The sequence below is a fragment of the Commensalibacter communis genome, from assembly GCF_947179105.1.
GTDB classification, from domain to species: Bacteria; Pseudomonadota; Alphaproteobacteria; order Acetobacterales; family Acetobacteraceae; genus Commensalibacter; species Commensalibacter communis.
In genome coordinates this window covers 314,183-329,838 of record NZ_CAMXCK010000001.1, presented here as the reverse complement: position 1 = coordinate 329,838, position 15,656 = coordinate 314,183, and the positions used below count along the sequence as shown (strand labels likewise).

Below are 15,656 nucleotides of genomic sequence, written 5' to 3'. Positions count from 1 at the left end.
TTGATTGTTTAAACACAATCGCCGGAGTAATAAATTATTATGACTAAAAAATTGCTGATTGACGCCAGCTATAAAGAAGAAACACGTGTTGTTACCCTAGATGGGAATTGTATTGAAAATTATGACGTTGAAAATTCAACTAAAAAACAATTAAAAGGTAATATATACCTAGCTAAAGTCATCCGAATTGAGCCTAGCTTGCAGGCTGCTTTTGTTGAATATGGTGGCAACCGTCATGGTTTCTTGGCTTTCAGTGAAATTCATCCTGATTATTATCAAATTCCAATCGCAGACCGTAACAAACTGCTTGATTTGAATAAAATTGATCTTGATGATAATCAACTAGACGATGAAAATTTCGACGATCAACAACCTACTACATTTAATGACGATGATGATATTAGTCAGCCTGTTGCAAATATTATCAAAAACTATAAAATCCAAGAAGTTATTCACAAAAGACAAATATTATTAGTCCAAGTCGTTAAAGAGGAAAGAGGAAATAAAGGCGCTGCTTTAACAACTTATTTATCTCTTGCAGGTCGCTATTGTGTGTTAATGCCAAACTCTCTTCGAGGGGGTGGGATTTCAAGGAAAATCACTTCTATTTCCGAAAGAAAGCGTCTGAAAGACATCGTTGCTGAATTAAACATTCCTTCTCATATGGGAATGATTGTTCGCACTGCTGGTGCTCAATGTCCTAAACCTGATGCATTAAAAGATGGTGAATATCTTTTGCACTTATGGGATGAAATTCGTGACCGCACGATGAAAGCAGTTGCCCCTTCTTTAATCTACGAAGATTCAAGTTTATTAAAACGTGCAATCAGAGATATTTATACTTCTGATATTGGCGAAATTTTGATTGATGGTGAAGAAGGCTGGAACATCGCCAGAGAGTATATGCGTGCTCTGATGCCTCAAAATATGAGAAAACTCCATTTATGGAGAGATCAGAAACAAACCCTTTTCTCTCATTATAAAGTGGAAAAGTTGATCGAACAAATGTTATCCCCTACAGTACAATTAAAATCTGGTGGATATCTGGTTATCAATCAAACCGAAGCTTTGGTTGCCATTGATGTGAACTCTGGGCGTTCTATCAAAGAAAAAGATTTGGAAGAAACAGCGTTACGTACTAACCAAGAAGCTGCTGAAGAAATTGTAAGACAGCTACGCCTACGTGACCTAGCTGGGCTAATTGTTATTGATTTTATTGATATGGAAAATAGAAAACATAACTATATGGTTGAAAAGCGTCTTAAAAATGCTTTACACAAAGACCGTGCACGTATCCAAGTTGGCTCTATTTCCTCATTTGGTTTGTTGGAAATGACGCGCCAACGGTTACGTCCTTCTATTTCTGAATTTTCCTTTATTCCTTGCCATCATTGCAATGGAACAGGAATTATTCGCAGCATCCCAAGTGCTTGCTTGCATATTTTACGCCAAATTGACGAAGAAGCTCGCAAGTCTAAACCTGGTGTTTTAACAGTTCATACATCTTCTAATGATATTGCGTTTTATATTTTGAATCAAAAACGCAGTTGGTTATTAGATATTGAAAGTAAATACAAAATTCAAATTATACTTGAAATCGATTCAACCTTAACCGAATCAAAGATTTCTTTCTCTCATGAAGTTAATGAAGCTCTTGAACAAGAGCCAGAAGTAGAACAAGAAAAAGCAAATTTCTTATTACAAGAAAGTCAAAGTCCTTTCATCAGAGAAATTCCAATCCAATCTGAATCTTCTGAAGGAGAAGAGGCTTCTGAGGAAAGAGAAAACTATCAACAAAAACGTCGTAATAATAATAGACGTTCTCGTTATAATAACTATAAGCAACGTAAGCCTGATCAACAATCCGAGGACATTATTGAATCTGTAGATGTTCAAAAAGTTATACAAGATAACCCACCAGCTGTTATAACTGCTGAACAAGATGAACAGCCTGATATCAGCTTTCATCCCGTGGTTAATCAAGACGAATATTTTGCAACTAAACGTGAAGATCGTCCTAAACGCTCAAATCGTTACCCACGACAACCTCGTTGGAAACGAAACAAATATCAGCAATCTAACGAGGATAATACTCAGGAAACACCTCATGATCAAACTGCAACTACTGTTAATATTGTTCCAATTACAGAAACAAAAACAGCAGCATCTGTAAATGCGCTAAAAACAGATAATGATGCAAGCTCTGCCCCTTTTATCGCTGTCGATATTACAGATAAGGTTGAAAATAACATACAGGAGAAAACTGTTTCTGTTTCTGAAATCCCAACATCAAAACCAATAGTGTCGGAAAATACAGAAAAAGAAGCAGCTACAGAAAAGACGCCATCCAAACCAACGCGTAAGACAACTAGAAAGGTCTCTACTACGGCGAAAAAGAAAGCTGCAGCACCAAAGGCAAAAGCTGTAAGTCAAACAGAAGACGCCAATGATAGCACCGATGCTGTTGCATTAACTGTTGTTACTGATGAAACAGAAAAGAAACCTGTAAAAAGAACAACTCGAGTAAGAAAAGCAACATCAACCACAAAAACGACCACTGATACTACTGTTGACAGTGCTGATGCTAAAAAAGCAAAAACTACTTCTCGAAAAACAGTCAGTAAAAAAGCAAAAACGCCTAAATCAGAAATAAAAGAAGAAACACAACCAAATCAACAAGATACTACAATTAAGCCAATTGTGATTGATGATGCTGCTCCGTCTCCAGCACCGCGTGCTGGTTGGTGGAAACGCTCAAACTAATGACTATATAAATATAAGGGGTTTAAATAATTAAACATATTTAAACCCTATTTTGAAACTATTAATTATAGAATGTCTATGTGTTGGTGGAGACCTAAATTATGCAACTCTCTTTATATACAGATTATGCACTACGCGTCTTGATTTATCTGAGCATTCATCAAGATCGCCTCAGTTCTATCCATGAAATTGCTACTTGTTATGATATTTCGCAAAACCATCTTATGAAAGTGGTGCATCACCTCGGAAAAGCAGACTTTATTTCAACTGTTCGAGGACGACGTGGAGGGCTTAAATTAAATAAGCCGCCGTGTGATATTACCTTGGGCAGCATCGTCAGACACACAGAAGATACAGAACAACCGATTAAATGTGGAAAATGTATTATTCAAAAAAATTGCACTATAAAAACAATTATTTATGACGCATTTGAAGCCTTTTATACAGTTCTCGATAAATATACTCTAGACTGTGTACTAGAAGATTATGACCAATTACAAGAATTGCTAACATTCACGAAACCAAAAAATATAAATTGTAAGGCATCTATAACAATTTAAGAGTTTCTCATTTCATTATTACCTGCTTAACAGTTTGACTTTATCGTAGCAAATACTTACACAGAGTTCTGATGCATATCAATGATATGATCGGTATTCAAGTATTCGATATATTCTTTTATTCGTCCTGATATCAAACGTGCCCTGTATTTAGAAAAATATTCTAAGTAGTCATGAATGAATTTGAAAGAATTCATGATCTCATTTATAATTATCCCCTTAAATAAAATGATATAGCATTTTTATTGTAATCATGCCTTTCATATCATAAAATTATAATATCGATTCTTTAATAATAGGATAAAATAATGCATCGCTATCGTACCCATAATTGTGCTGCCCTCAGGGCAAGTGACGTTGGATCAATTGTTAAACTTTCTGGCTGGGTACATAGTAAAAGAGACCATGGCGGGTTATTATTCATTGACCTTCGTGATCACTTTGGCGTTACTCAAATAGTTATTCCTGCAGATTCCACTTTATTAGAAACAGTTGAAAAAATCAGAGTGGAAAGCGTTTTATGTGTGACAGGTAAAGTCGTCGCACGTGAAGGTGATACCGTAAATCCCAAACTGCCTACTGGCGAAATTGAAATCCAAGCTGACGATATTGAAATTTTATCTTCAGCCGCAGTTCTTCCCTTCCAAGTTAATGGTAATGAAAATTACCCAGAAGATTTACGCTTAACCTATCGTTATATTGATCTACGCCGTGAACGTATTCATCGTAATATCCTTTTACGATCCAACGTTATCTCTAGCCTTCGTAACCGTATGATCGCACAAGGCTTTACTGAATTTCAAACGCCTATTCTGACTGCTTCTTCTCCTGAAGGAGCAAGAGACTTTTTGGTGCCAGCACGCCTACATCCTGGCAAATTTTATGCTCTTCCTCAAGCACCACAGCAGTTCAAACAACTAGCAATGGTCGCTGGATTTGATCGTTATTTCCAAATCGCTCCTTGTTTCCGTGACGAAGCTGCACGTGCAGATCGTTCTCCTGGTGAATTCTATCAACTTGATTTTGAAATGTCTTTTGTTACACAGGAAGATGTTTTTGAAACCCTTGAACCTGTGATGGAAGGCATCTTTAGAGAATTTGCACCAAATCATGAAATTAGCCCTGCCCCTTTTGAACGCATCCCTTATAAAACCGCGATGAAAGAATATGGCAGTGACAAACCTGATTTGCGTAATCCATTAAGAATTACCGATGTGACTAGCGCTTTTGATGGTTCTGACTTTGGCTTATTTGCTAAAATCACAGCCGAAGGTGGTGAAGTGCGTGCCATTCCTGCCCCCGGTGCTGGTGGCAAACCGCGTTCTTTCTTTGACAAGTTGAATGGTTGGGCTAGAGAAGAAAAGATGGGTGGTCTGGGCTATATTACTTTTGATGAAACAGGCGCAGCTAAGGGTCCAATTGCTAAGAATCTTGATGAAGCACGTTGTGAGCAAATTAAAAAAGCATGTAATCTTCAAAATGGTGATGCTGTTTTCTTTGTGGCTGGCAAAGGGCTTGAAATGGTTAAATTCTCTGGAACTGTCCGTACAAAAATTGCAACAGAGCTTAATTTAATAGAGCAAAATGCATTTCGTTTCTGTTGGATTGTTGATTTCCCAATGTATGAGTTAAATGAAGAAACAGGATTAGTCGATTTCTCTCATAACCCATTCTCTATGCCTCAAGGCGGTTTAGAAGCATTAAACAGTCAAGATCCTTTGGAAATTAATGCATATCAATATGATATTGTTTGTAATGGAATTGAACTTTCTTCTGGTGCAATTCGTAACCACCGCCCAGACATTATGATCCGTGCGTTTGAAATTGCTGGTTACCCAGAAGAAGAAGTTGAAAAACGCTTTGGTGGGATGTTGAACGCATTCCGTTATGGAGCACCTCCTCATGGTGGTGCGGCTCCTGGTGTGGATCGTATTGTAATGTTATTAACGGATGAACCAAACATTCGTGAAGTCATCTTGTTCCCATTAAATCAACAAGGCGAAGATTTAATGATGTGTGCCCCTGCACCAACAACACCAGAACGTTTAAAAGAGCTTTCTTTAGCGTTGAATTTACCGAAAGTTGCTGTTAAAAAAGCAGAAAATACTTCTGTTGAAGATAAAAAATAAAACAATTGGCTTTTATTGACTTATATTCATTAATATATATTTGTGATATTTCCAAGTACAAAATGACAAGGAAATATCACAATGAGAAAACAATTTTTTACTTTAACATTAATCGCTTCTCTTCTACCCATAGCCGTAAATGCTGTTACCCTTAAAATGTCAGAAGAAGTCTTACAAGCACAATAGATAAATATGGTGCCATTTATTGTACAGAAAGCATCAATACACCAAAAGATGCAGTCTAAAAGTGCTATGAAACCCAAAAAATAATCCAACACTTGATCAATGTATTCTTGCTGATCAAGCAATGACTTCAATTGAGACAAACGTTATCTACAAAAATTATGCTAAATTATATAGTTTTGGGAGAAAAGATCCTTCTGCAAGAGATCCTTATATAACAATCAATCTAAAACAAAATAGAATTAAATACTATATGTTCAACGTCGTGCTTTAAAAAATGATCCAGAACTAAGCAAGATGAATTCAATGGCACTTTATATTTATTTTCTTTTTTTGGTGAATTATCGAATTTATTTATAAAAAAATTGTCCTGAAAATAATTTAGGTCAATAGATATTTTACAAAGCCAATTATATAATTACATGTCCAATTGGCTATTTTAATACTTTATGCTTGTTTGATCGTATCCAGATGCTGTCAGATAACCGAGCATGAGCTTAATCTTTCACGACATATCATATTCATTTTTAATATTTTGCAACCAGTATTTTAAAATATTCTTTTATTTAGTGTGAGAAACTTTATCATAAATTTCTATACAATTCCCAATTATCTATTTGCAAAAAAAATCAAAATAAGTAAGCATTACTTTTTTAGTCACAAAAATGCCTTAATATGTTTTGTGCATTTATCTGATGCTTTGATTTAGTCAACAGATATGCTCATATAACATGCTTATATTTGTATTATAAAGGAGTTGATACACTATATATTTTAACAACACTCTATTTAAATTGTAAAATTTATAAACGTAACAAAGGATGAATCATTGATACCCAAAAAACATAAAGAACAAGTTTCTACTCCCCCTTTAAAAGATGGTGAACTTGCCCATACCCTTGAACGTCGTCATGTTGTCATGATTTCTATGGGGGGGATTATTGGCGCTGGCCTTTTTGTTGGTGCATCTGCTTCTATTCATGCCACAGGGCCTGCTGTTTTATTATCCTATGTTATCACGGGATTGATGATTTTCTTTGTCATGAGAATGTTGGGGGAATTGGTTATTGAACGACCTGAAATCGGCTCGTTCTTAAATCATATTCGCCGAGGAATGGGACATAATGTTACTTTTGTTTTAGGATGGGGATATTGGCTATTTTGGATTTCCGCCATTGCTGCTGAATCAATCGCTGGTGGGGAAATGTTACAGCATTACATGCATATTCCCCCAGAATATAGCTTTGCCGCCACCATGGTCTTAGGGCCTTTATTGGTCATTGCCATGATGCTTACCAATTTATTTTCTGTGCGTGGGTATGGTGAATTTGAGTTTTGGTTCGCATTGATTAAAATTGTTGCTATTGCTGCCTTTATTATTATTGGTGGCATTGCTTTATCTCATTTATTTGGTTTTAAAACAGGCAGTGTCAGTAATATTTGGTCACATCATGGTTTTTTCCCTAATGGTGTTATTGCGATTTTTACCATTATTCCAACAGTTTTATTTACCGTAACAGGATCAGAGGTTGCCACCATTGCAGCGGCTGAATCTGATAAACCTGCTGAGAACGTTGCTTATGCAACCAGAACAATCATCTTCAGGATTGTTGCTTTTTATGTTGTTTCAATTGCTATCATCTTATCAATCGTTCCTTGGGATCAAGTCGTTCCTGGTATCTCTCCATTTTTAATGGCATTACAAGCGATTAAAATTCCTTACGCTTCTGAAATTATGGAATTTACTATTTTGATTGCAATTTTATCGTGTTTAAATTCTTCAATTTATGCAACATCTAGAACCTTATTTGAACTTGCGGAATATGATGATGCTCCAAGATGGTTAATTCATACGACCAGCAACGGGGTTCCTAAGAGAGCAATTATTACAGCTTCCGTTATTGGTATTGCCATTTCAATTGCCTCTTATATCTCCCCAAGCCATACTTTTTCTTACTTATTGAGCTGTGCGGGATCTATCATTCTGTTTGTTTATATTGCGATTGGTCTTTCCCAGATTAATGTTCGCAAGAAAATGCAAACCGTAAATAAGCTTCCTATTTTCCAAATGTGGTTATTCCCATATTTATCATGGATTACCGTTTTATCCCTAGCAGCCGTTATCGTTGCAATGCTTTTTAACGATACTTCGCGTGCCCAAATTATTATTACCTGTTTAATTTTAGCGATTATCGGAATTATTCGTATTTTCACTCATAAATATAGTAAAACAGGCGAAATGAAGCACTCTAAATTAAAATAATACGAAAATTCTATACAAGTCGTTGTAAATATAGTATTAAAGACCTTGGAAACAAGGTCTTTTTTTAGGAATATCTTCATGAGCGAGATCGTTTTAGATGTTAAAGGATTATTGTGCCCTTTGCCTGTTTTAAAAGCAAACCGTGCATTACAAACCCTAGAAAAAGGCGATAGTCTACGTATTCTGGCAACAGACCGCAGCACAATCAAAGAATTTCAAGAATTTTGTCGCCAAACTGGACATGCATTAATTGCCTTTTCAGATCAAGGAACGGCATTATCCTTTCTAATAAAACGAAAATAACGTCAATATTTTCTATACAACTGTATTAAGTCGTCTTATAAACAAGAAAACCATTTTCTGAAGAAACAATAAGATTGTTTTAACATTAAAAAGAGCTATTGGAAAATACCGATGACCAATGATTTATCCTCTCTTTCTTTCGAGGATGCTTTAAGCGAACTGGAAAAAATTGTTCATAACCTCGAAACAGGTCAACAAAAGTTGGAAGAAGCCATTGTTTCTTATGAACGTGGTGCGCAATTACGCCGTTATTGTGAAAAAAAACTGAATGAAGCAGAGGCTCGTGTTCAAATCATTGTAAAAAAAGATGATAACAGCCTTGATACTGAAACTATTGAATAATTTTGAAGGTCCTTTCTCTCATGACTTCCCCTACAACCTATAATGCTCAATCTCTTCGTGATTCTTTAACCCAACGCGCAAAAGAACTTGAGACAACATTGGACAAACAATTCCCTCGCATGAAGGGTGGAGAAGCCAATTTAATTGATGCGATGCGTTATGCTGTTCTGGGTGGGGGAAAACGCCTCAGAGGATATCTGGTAACAGAAGTAGCATCCTTATTTGATGTGTCATTGACTCAATCGTTATATGTTGGCGCATCTGTTGAAATGCTTCATGCTTATTCTTTGATTCATGATGATTTACCTGCAATGGATGATGATGATTTACGTCGTGGAAAACCATCTACTCATATCAAATATGGTGAAGCGATTGCGATTTTAGCAGGCGATGCGTTGCAAACCAAAGCGTTTGAATTATTAGCAATGGAAGAAGTGCACGAAAGTGCCACCATTCGTATCCAATTGGTAAAAGCTTTGGCTGAAGCCAGCGGTTCAACTGGTATGGTTGGTGGTCAAGTAATTGATATGGAAGGTGAAAATCGCCATCTTACCTTACCAGAAGTTCTGAACTTGCATGCGATGAAAACAGGACGTCTTATTTGTTATTCTGCCGAAGCAGGTGCTATTTTAGGAAAAGCAACCCCAGACCTAAAAAACCATATTATCAGTTATGGTAGGGATTTAGGAACGGCGTTCCAAATCGCAGATGATGTATTGGATGCGACTGCTAGTGCGGAAGAACTTGGCAAGACTGCTGGAAAAGATAATGCTGCTGGAAAATCAACGTTTGTTTCATTATTAGGAATCGAAGACGCCAGAAAAGAAGCACATCGTTTGGTTGCCAAAGCTATCCGTCATTTGGAACCTTTTGGCACTTCCGCTGACAATTTACGTGCGTTAGCAGAATATGTTGTCTATCGTAAGAACTAGTATATTTGTCATATTCACATATAAAAGAGCTTTGATCTGATGGCTGCTAAAAAACGTGTTGATGTCCTCTTGGTTGATAGAGGGTTAGTCGAAAGCCGCTCCAAAGCTCAAGCTTTAATTATGGCGGGGCTCGTCTTCAACAAAGAGCAACGCGTTAATAAAGCTGGCGATATGGTTCGTGAAGATACTGAACTAAGTGTCAAACAACAACCCCATCCTTGGGTTTCCAGAGGCGGTATTAAGCTGGATCATGCTTTATCTGCCTTTAACCTTTCCCCAAAAGGATTAAATTGTATTGACGTTGGGGCATCAACAGGTGGTTTTTCAGATGTATTACTGACCAATGGTGCCAACAAAGTCCATGCCGTTGATGTGGGTCATGGACAGCTTGCGTGGAAAATACGCAGTGATGAGAGAGTTATCGTGCATGAAAAATGCAATGCACGTTATTTAACCGATGAAATCATTTCTGATCCCGTGCAAGTTGTTGTTTGTGATGCCAGCTTTATCAGCCTTAAAACCGTATTACCAGCTGCACTTGCTTTGTGTCAGTCAGGTGGATGGGCAGTGGCATTAATTAAACCACAATTTGAGGCTGGCAGAGAGCATGTTGGCTCCAAAGGAGTGGTGCGTGATCCTATAATCCACAAAAAAGTATGCCAAGAAATCAGATCTTGGTGGGAAAGTTTAGAAAACTGGGATATTTTGGGCATCGAAACCAGCCCTATTACTGGCCCAGAAGGCAATGTAGAATTCCTCATTGCCGCTCGAAAAATATAATTTTATAATAAGGCTTTGCACAATGACGATCCATAATGTTTCCGTACCGCCATTAAAAATCGATCATTATATTTTGCGACTGATTGAAGCAGAGGATATTCATTCGATCCATTCTTTAATCAATGATTGGAATGTCGTTAGAATGCTCAGCCAAGTTCCTTTTCCCTATCCAAAACCCCTTTTAGAACAATGGATCGATTCGGTTTCAAAAGAATCTGAGGAAGGAACATCATATCATTTCACTATTATCGATGAGACCATCCAGAAAATTGTCGGCTGCATTGGTCTTCGCGTAGATAGCAAAGATCAAATTGGAAAAATTGGATATTGGATTGCTCATAAATATTGGGGGCAACAAATTGCCAGTAAAACATTACAACGCATTAGTACATGGGCATTAGCAAATCTTAATATCAATTACATTCGTGCTACGGCAGCAGATGATAATATGGCTTCGATCGCTGTATTAAAAAAATGCGGTTATCAACCTTTTGGTCAAGGCAAGGAAAAATTTCTTGCACGAGCGACGGAGCAACCCGTTTCTTACTTCTTATTACAACGCGAAGATATCTGCCCTGGACAAACACCTTCTATGATACCGTCTTCTTCTACACCTAAAAAAATCTTACTGGTCGTTGCAGCTGCTTTAATCGATACAGAAGGTCGCTTGTTGCTGGCTCGCAGGCCAGAAGGCAAATCTATGGCTGGCATGTGGGAATTCCCTGGTGGAAAAATAGAGCCAGGGGAAACGCCAGAAGCAGCCTTGGTAAGGGAATTGAAAGAAGAAATTAACGTTGACGTATCCCAAAGCTGCTTAGCTCCTTTTACGTTTGCCTCTTTCGAGTATGCAGATTTTCATTTGCTGATGCCATTATATGTTTGTCACAAATGGAATAACCCACCAGAACCTAGAGAAAATCAACAACTTGCATGGGTTTCTGCCGAAGAACTGGATCATTATTTAGTGATGGAAGCAGACAAACCCTTTATTCCTTTACTCAAAGATCTATTATTTTAATAAAACATGTTCGGAAATCTTAAATAAATTTTGAGATTTCCCTGGAACGGATACGTCAAACGCAAATAAACCACCTGCCAAAGGATATTCCTGTTTATCTTGAACCGTCATATCCTTTATTGCCGTTGTTACATAAGCCGTTTGGTAATTCTCTCCTCCAAACGTAATTTTTGTAATATTAGGGCAAGGAAACGGAATGGTTTGAAGTAATGTTGCATCTTGTGAATAAACATTGATTTGATTACCCGCATATAGACAAACCCAAAGATTATCCTGCGAATCACTTGCCATCCCATCGGGATATCCATTTTCAAGCACAGCAAAACTTGTCTTATTAGAAATAGATCCTGACTCGTGCCAATCAAATTTGTATATAACCTGCTCATTGGAATGATTATGGAACAAGATATCATGATTTTCCATAATGACTGGACCATTGGTAACAACGTAGTCTTTATCCTGTAGCACAGAAGATATTTTACCATCTTCGTCGTAAGTTAATAAATAAAGAGACCCACTTGGTTCTTTCTCTTCGTTATCCATTGTGCCGAACCAGAGTCTGCCCAAAGAGTCGATATATCCATCATTTAAACGATTATTTGGATGCGTTTCGTTCATGGCAAACCATTGAGTAAAAGTGCCTTGAACTGGATCAAACCAGTATAATCCATCTTCCATACCACATAATAAGACAAAACCTGTTGTTGGAAAGATAAAGGCTGGCTTTTTGGGTGCATCCCAAACTGTTTTTGCCTGTGTTTCTGGATGATATCGATAGATCTTCTTTTCTAGGATATTTACAAAATAAACGCATTGTTCACTTTCGATCCAGACTACGCCTTCACCCAATGAAGCTTTGACATCCCATACACAAACGGGTTCGAAAAATTTTGTATGTAACATTCTCAATCCTTCGCTATACTACAAGGGAACTCTATATACCTTATAGATCATTTCATATTTACGTATCATAGGAAAGTATCAATGAATCCCACAGCTGCAATTATCATAATCGGCAATGAAATACTGTCAGGCCGTACGCAAGATATTAACATTAACTATATTGCTAGGCACTTGGCAATTGCAGGGATCAAGTTAAAAGAAGCAAGGGTTATTCCCGATGATCCAAAAGTAATTATTCATACTGTTAATGAAATCAGAGCAGCTGTGGATTATGTCTTTACCACAGGCGGCATTGGCCCAACCCATGATGATATTACCTCTGATTGTATTGCAGAAGCATTTGGAGTCCCCAACCAGATCCACCCCGAATCTTTTAAATTGTTAGAAGACTATATCGGGAAAGAAAACTTCAACGAAGCACGTCAACGAATGGCGCACTTACCTTTGGGCGCGACGCCAATTGCTAACCCAGTTTCTGTTGCACCTGGCTATGTTATTGGCAACGTCTATGTCATGGCTGGCGTTCCACAAATTATGCAGGCAATGTTGGATAATATCATTCCTACATTACGCCACGGAGATCCTATTATCTCCAAAACTTGGTATGCGTATCATGCCTCTGAAGGAAAAGTTGCTGCTGATCTAAATAATATTCAAAATCAATTTCCACAAACAGACATTGGATCATATCCATTTTACAAAAATGAAAAGCAAAATGGTGTTGCTCTGGTCACAAAAGGTCAGGACCAACACGCCGTTGAGCAAGCTGCAAAAGCAATTTACGAACTATTAATTCGTATGGGGTATCAACCTCAAGAAGGTGAACCCCTTTAAAATATTTACTCTACTTCTTGGCGACCCATCGCCAAGAATTTGTCTCTTCTTTTTGCTTGTAAAATTTGTGCAGGTATTGCTTGTAGTTCATCGAGCGATTCTTGAATAGCTTTCTTCACGGATGCAACGGCAGCTTCGGGATCACGTTGAGCGCCGCCCATTGGTTCTTCTATAATTTGATCAATTAATTTGAATTTTAACAAATCTTGGGCAGTTAAACACAATGCCCCTGCTGCTTGTGCGGCCTGAGAAGCATCACGCCACAAAATTGAAGAACAAGCCTCTGGAGAAATCACAGAATAAATAGAATGCTCAAGCATTAAAATTTTATCCGCCGTTGCCAAAGCAATTGCACCACCAGAGCCACCTTCACCGATAATCACCGCAACAATAGGCACCGAAGTGCGTAAGCATATCTGAATAGACTTTGCGATTGCTTCCGCTTGTCCTCTTTCCTCGGCGTCGATTCCTGGCCAAGCACCTGGCGTATCAACCAATGTGATCACCGGCACATTAAACTGACTGGCCAATCGCATCAAACGCTGTGCTTTACGATACCCCTCGGGTCTGGCCATTCCAAAATTACGTTCTAACCGTGTATCTAAATCAGAGCCACGCTCAATACCAATCACAATAACAGTCTGACCATTAAAACGTCCAATTCCGCCAACAATCGCGTGATCTTCTGCAAATAAACGATCCCCAGCCAACGCTGTGAAATCCTCAATAAAAGCATTAATATAATCCAACGCATGTGGACGTTGTGCGTGACGAGCCACCTGAACCTTTTGCCAAGGGGTCAGTTTAGCATACAGAGCAAGGAGTTGCTTATCTGCTTTCTCGACGAGTTGCTTTAATTCCTCGGAGATATTCACATCATCAGAGGATTGTTCAACATGCTGCAACTCAAAAATCTTTGTTTCAAGTTCAGCAACTGATTTTTCAAAATCTAAAAATTGACGCATCATTATTCGAAAATACCATAAATAAATAAAATCTTATAGTCTATTCGTCCAAAAATCTATCATTTTATCTTAGCACTGATTTTCAATCTTAACGTTTTATTTTTTCACTTTAGCCAAAGGATGGTGATTACGCACCGTTTTTTGTAGTTGTTCAGTCTGAACATGCGTATAAATTTGTGTTGTACAAATATCAGCATGCCCCAACATCATTTGCAAAGATCTTAGATCAGCACCATGAGCTAAAAGATGACTTGCAAAAGAATGGCGCAAGACATGGGGTGAAATACGATCTGGATCCAAATCTGCTTTCAATGCAACTTGATAAAGGATTTTATCAAATCCTTGCCGTGTTAAATTTTTTGATGAGTCGCGACCAGGGAATAAAAACATACTTTGTAAATGGTGGTCATTTTTCTTTAAATCCATAGCGGCCTCCACTGCCGAATCAGAAACAGGAATCAACCGCTCCTTTCCCCCTTTCCCATAGATTCGTAAGATTTTAGTATCGGACTGAATTTGATCTTTTTTAATCTTTAATAATTCTGAGATTCGCAAACCTGCACTATAAAGAATTTCTAAAGCTGCTCTCGCCACTAAGCCACGACGATAATCCTCTAAAAGAACACAAGCATCCAATAAAAGACCAATTTCAAGTTCAGTTAAATATTTTGGCAAAGTCTTAGGTAGGTAAGGATTTTGCAATAAATACGTTGGATTATCACTTCTAATTCCTTCCTTGACTAAAAAAAGATAAAATTGGCGCAAACAGGATAACCGTCTCGCTGCTGTTCGCGCAGATTTACCTTCTTTACCCATCCACTGAAAATAGTCCTGAATAACTTCTTTCGAAGCGGATTCTAGAGGCTGTTTATCATTATCATTCTGAGTCATAAGATAACTCAGAAAATCCTCTATATCCGCTTGATAAGCTTGTAACGTATGTTTACTAGCGCCACGCTCTGCAGCCAGCATTTCAAGAAAAGATTCGAGATACGTATTATTCATTATTAGTTTAACTATTTTAACGTTGTGCAGGAACCCCTGTTGCATTTCCAGAAGCGCTAGCTGGCTGTGGCATCGCAGGAATGGCTTGAGATGGATTTACAGCAGTAGGTTGTGGATTTACAGGCTGTTGACCAGCTGTAATCCCAGTTCCAGCGCCTTGTTGGGGAATAATCAAAGGTACTGTTGATTGAGGTGTTTGTTGAGGCATTACCGTCGTATTTCCTGTTGCAGCATTTGGAACAACAGCTTGTTGCTGTGCGGGAGGTGTTGGCATATTCATCGCAGGCTGACCACTAGTGTTAGGTGTTGCCGCAGGTGTGGCATTAGGTTGTGGCATTGCAGGAATAGGTTGAGAGGGATTCACAGCTGGTTGTTGGCCAACAGGATTACCAGCAGCAGGCATTGATGGAATCGATGGCAGAGCTGGTGCTGATGATTGCTGTTGCAATTTGCTTAAAGGAATTACTTTATGTATTTCTTGAATCGGCATTTCAGGACCCTTTAGCCCAAAAAGAACGATAACAATGGCAAATACGACAACAATCAAGCCAATAATAATAAAAATAGGACGACGCATCATCTTTCCTTAACAATTTTAAATCTATGATTTCTGTATATAAGTCGTTACAATAAACTTTTTCATAGCATAAGAGCGTTGCCTTTACGATAGATTGTG

At 37.9% G+C, this 15,656-nt stretch carries 14 protein-coding genes; 10 read left to right on the top strand and 4 right to left on the bottom strand.

The window, feature by feature from the left end:
- Nucleotides 1–39: 39 nt before the first annotated feature.
- The 9 genes from PQG52_RS01570 to PQG52_RS01530 all read left to right on the top strand — a co-directional run bounded on the left by PQG52_RS01570 (nucleotide 40) and on the right by PQG52_RS01530 (nucleotide 11,273).
- On the top strand, nucleotides 40–2,763 hold the full coding sequence (locus PQG52_RS01570) for an Rne/Rng family ribonuclease (RefSeq protein WP_271827590.1): 2,724 nt from the start codon (nucleotides 40–42) through the stop codon (nucleotides 2,761–2,763).
- Nucleotides 2,764–2,864: 101 nt separating this feature from the next.
- The gene (locus PQG52_RS01565; RefSeq protein WP_271827589.1) at nucleotides 2,865–3,323 is read left to right on the top strand and encodes an RrF2 family transcriptional regulator; all 459 of its coding nucleotides are present in this window, start codon (nucleotides 2,865–2,867) and stop codon (nucleotides 3,321–3,323) included.
- Nucleotides 3,324–3,631: 308 nt separating this feature from the next.
- On the top strand, nucleotides 3,632–5,452 hold the full coding sequence (gene aspS, locus PQG52_RS01560; protein ID WP_271827588.1) for an aspartate--tRNA ligase: 1,821 nt from the start codon (nucleotides 3,632–3,634) through the stop codon (nucleotides 5,450–5,452).
- 1,012 nt (nucleotides 5,453–6,464) lie between these two features.
- The gene (locus PQG52_RS01555) at nucleotides 6,465–7,898 is read left to right on the top strand and encodes an amino acid permease (RefSeq protein WP_271827587.1); all 1,434 of its coding nucleotides are present in this window, start codon (nucleotides 6,465–6,467) and stop codon (nucleotides 7,896–7,898) included.
- Between the two features lie 78 nt (nucleotides 7,899–7,976).
- Nucleotides 7,977–8,201 (top strand): sulfurtransferase TusA family protein, encoded by a 225-nt coding sequence (locus PQG52_RS01550; protein ID WP_271789222.1) that lies wholly within the window; start codon nucleotides 7,977–7,979, stop codon nucleotides 8,199–8,201.
- 111 nt (nucleotides 8,202–8,312) lie between these two features.
- The gene (locus PQG52_RS01545; RefSeq protein ID WP_271789223.1) at nucleotides 8,313–8,543 is read left to right on the top strand and encodes an exodeoxyribonuclease VII small subunit; all 231 of its coding nucleotides are present in this window, start codon (nucleotides 8,313–8,315) and stop codon (nucleotides 8,541–8,543) included.
- Between the two features lie 20 nt (nucleotides 8,544–8,563).
- A complete protein-coding gene (locus tag PQG52_RS01540; RefSeq protein WP_271827586.1) occupies nucleotides 8,564–9,475 on the top strand; it encodes a polyprenyl synthetase family protein in 912 nt (303 codons plus the stop codon).
- A gap of 39 nt (nucleotides 9,476–9,514) precedes the next feature.
- Entirely contained in the window at nucleotides 9,515–10,255 is a 741-nt protein-coding gene (locus tag PQG52_RS01535; RefSeq protein WP_271827584.1) for a TlyA family RNA methyltransferase, read from the top strand.
- Between the two features lie 22 nt (nucleotides 10,256–10,277).
- On the top strand, nucleotides 10,278–11,273 hold the full coding sequence (locus PQG52_RS01530; RefSeq protein WP_271827583.1) for a bifunctional GNAT family N-acetyltransferase/(deoxy)nucleoside triphosphate pyrophosphohydrolase: 996 nt from the start codon (nucleotides 10,278–10,280) through the stop codon (nucleotides 11,271–11,273).
- Here PQG52_RS01530 and PQG52_RS01525 read toward each other — a convergent pair.
- Nucleotides 11,265–12,176, bottom strand: coding sequence for an SMP-30/gluconolactonase/LRE family protein (locus tag PQG52_RS01525; RefSeq protein WP_271827581.1), 912 nt, complete (start codon nucleotides 12,174–12,176; stop codon nucleotides 11,265–11,267). The genes PQG52_RS01530 and PQG52_RS01525 overlap by 9 nt on opposite strands.
- A gap of 81 nt (nucleotides 12,177–12,257) precedes the next feature.
- On the opposite strand from PQG52_RS01525, the gene PQG52_RS01520 reads away from it, so the two are divergent.
- Complete coding sequence (locus PQG52_RS01520) at nucleotides 12,258–13,010, top strand: competence/damage-inducible protein A (RefSeq protein WP_271827579.1); 753 nt, start codon at nucleotides 12,258–12,260, stop codon at nucleotides 13,008–13,010.
- A 5-nt stretch (nucleotides 13,011–13,015) separates the two neighbouring features.
- Here the strand turns inward: PQG52_RS01520 and PQG52_RS01515 are convergent, their stop codons facing one another.
- The 3 genes from PQG52_RS01515 to PQG52_RS01505 form a co-directional block, all read right to left on the bottom strand.
- Nucleotides 13,016–13,975 carry an acetyl-CoA carboxylase carboxyltransferase subunit alpha gene (locus PQG52_RS01515; protein WP_271828161.1) on the bottom strand — a complete coding sequence of 320 codons (960 nt, stop codon included), beginning with the start codon at nucleotides 13,973–13,975 and terminating at the stop codon, nucleotides 13,016–13,018.
- A gap of 96 nt (nucleotides 13,976–14,071) precedes the next feature.
- A complete protein-coding gene (locus PQG52_RS01510; protein ID WP_271827578.1) occupies nucleotides 14,072–14,980 on the bottom strand; it encodes a tyrosine recombinase in 909 nt (302 codons plus the stop codon).
- 16 nt (nucleotides 14,981–14,996) lie between these two features.
- The gene (locus tag PQG52_RS01505) at nucleotides 14,997–15,560 is read right to left on the bottom strand and encodes a hypothetical protein (protein WP_271827577.1); all 564 of its coding nucleotides are present in this window, start codon (nucleotides 15,558–15,560) and stop codon (nucleotides 14,997–14,999) included.
- Nucleotides 15,561–15,656 lie beyond the last annotated feature (96 nt).

Excerpts from the sequence above, each read along its gene's own strand:
- PQG52_RS01570 (WP_271827590.1), top strand. The coding sequence starts at position 40 with ATGACTAAAAAATTGCTGATTGACGCCAGCTATAAAGAAGAAACACGT.
- PQG52_RS01565 (WP_271827589.1), top strand. The coding sequence starts at position 2,865 with ATGCAACTCTCTTTATATACAGATTATGCACTACGCGTCTTGATTTAT.
- aspS (WP_271827588.1), top strand. The coding sequence starts at position 3,632 with ATGCATCGCTATCGTACCCATAATTGTGCTGCCCTCAGGGCAAGTGAC.
- PQG52_RS01550 (WP_271789222.1), top strand. The coding sequence starts at position 7,977 with ATGAGCGAGATCGTTTTAGATGTTAAAGGATTATTGTGCCCTTTGCCT.
- PQG52_RS01545 (WP_271789223.1), top strand. The coding sequence starts at position 8,313 with ATGACCAATGATTTATCCTCTCTTTCTTTCGAGGATGCTTTAAGCGAA.
- PQG52_RS01540 (WP_271827586.1), top strand. The coding sequence starts at position 8,564 with ATGACTTCCCCTACAACCTATAATGCTCAATCTCTTCGTGATTCTTTA.
- PQG52_RS01535 (WP_271827584.1), top strand. The coding sequence starts at position 9,515 with ATGGCTGCTAAAAAACGTGTTGATGTCCTCTTGGTTGATAGAGGGTTA.
- PQG52_RS01530 (WP_271827583.1), top strand. The coding sequence starts at position 10,278 with ATGACGATCCATAATGTTTCCGTACCGCCATTAAAAATCGATCATTAT.
- PQG52_RS01525 (WP_271827581.1), bottom strand. The coding sequence starts at position 12,176 with ATGTTACATACAAAATTTTTCGAACCCGTTTGTGTATGGGATGTCAAA.
- PQG52_RS01520 (WP_271827579.1), top strand. The coding sequence starts at position 12,258 with ATGAATCCCACAGCTGCAATTATCATAATCGGCAATGAAATACTGTCA.
- PQG52_RS01515 (WP_271828161.1), bottom strand. The coding sequence starts at position 13,975 with ATGCGTCAATTTTTAGATTTTGAAAAATCAGTTGCTGAACTTGAAACA.
- PQG52_RS01510 (WP_271827578.1), bottom strand. The coding sequence starts at position 14,980 with ATGAATAATACGTATCTCGAATCTTTTCTTGAAATGCTGGCTGCAGAG.
- PQG52_RS01505 (WP_271827577.1), bottom strand. The coding sequence starts at position 15,560 with ATGATGCGTCGTCCTATTTTTATTATTATTGGCTTGATTGTTGTCGTA.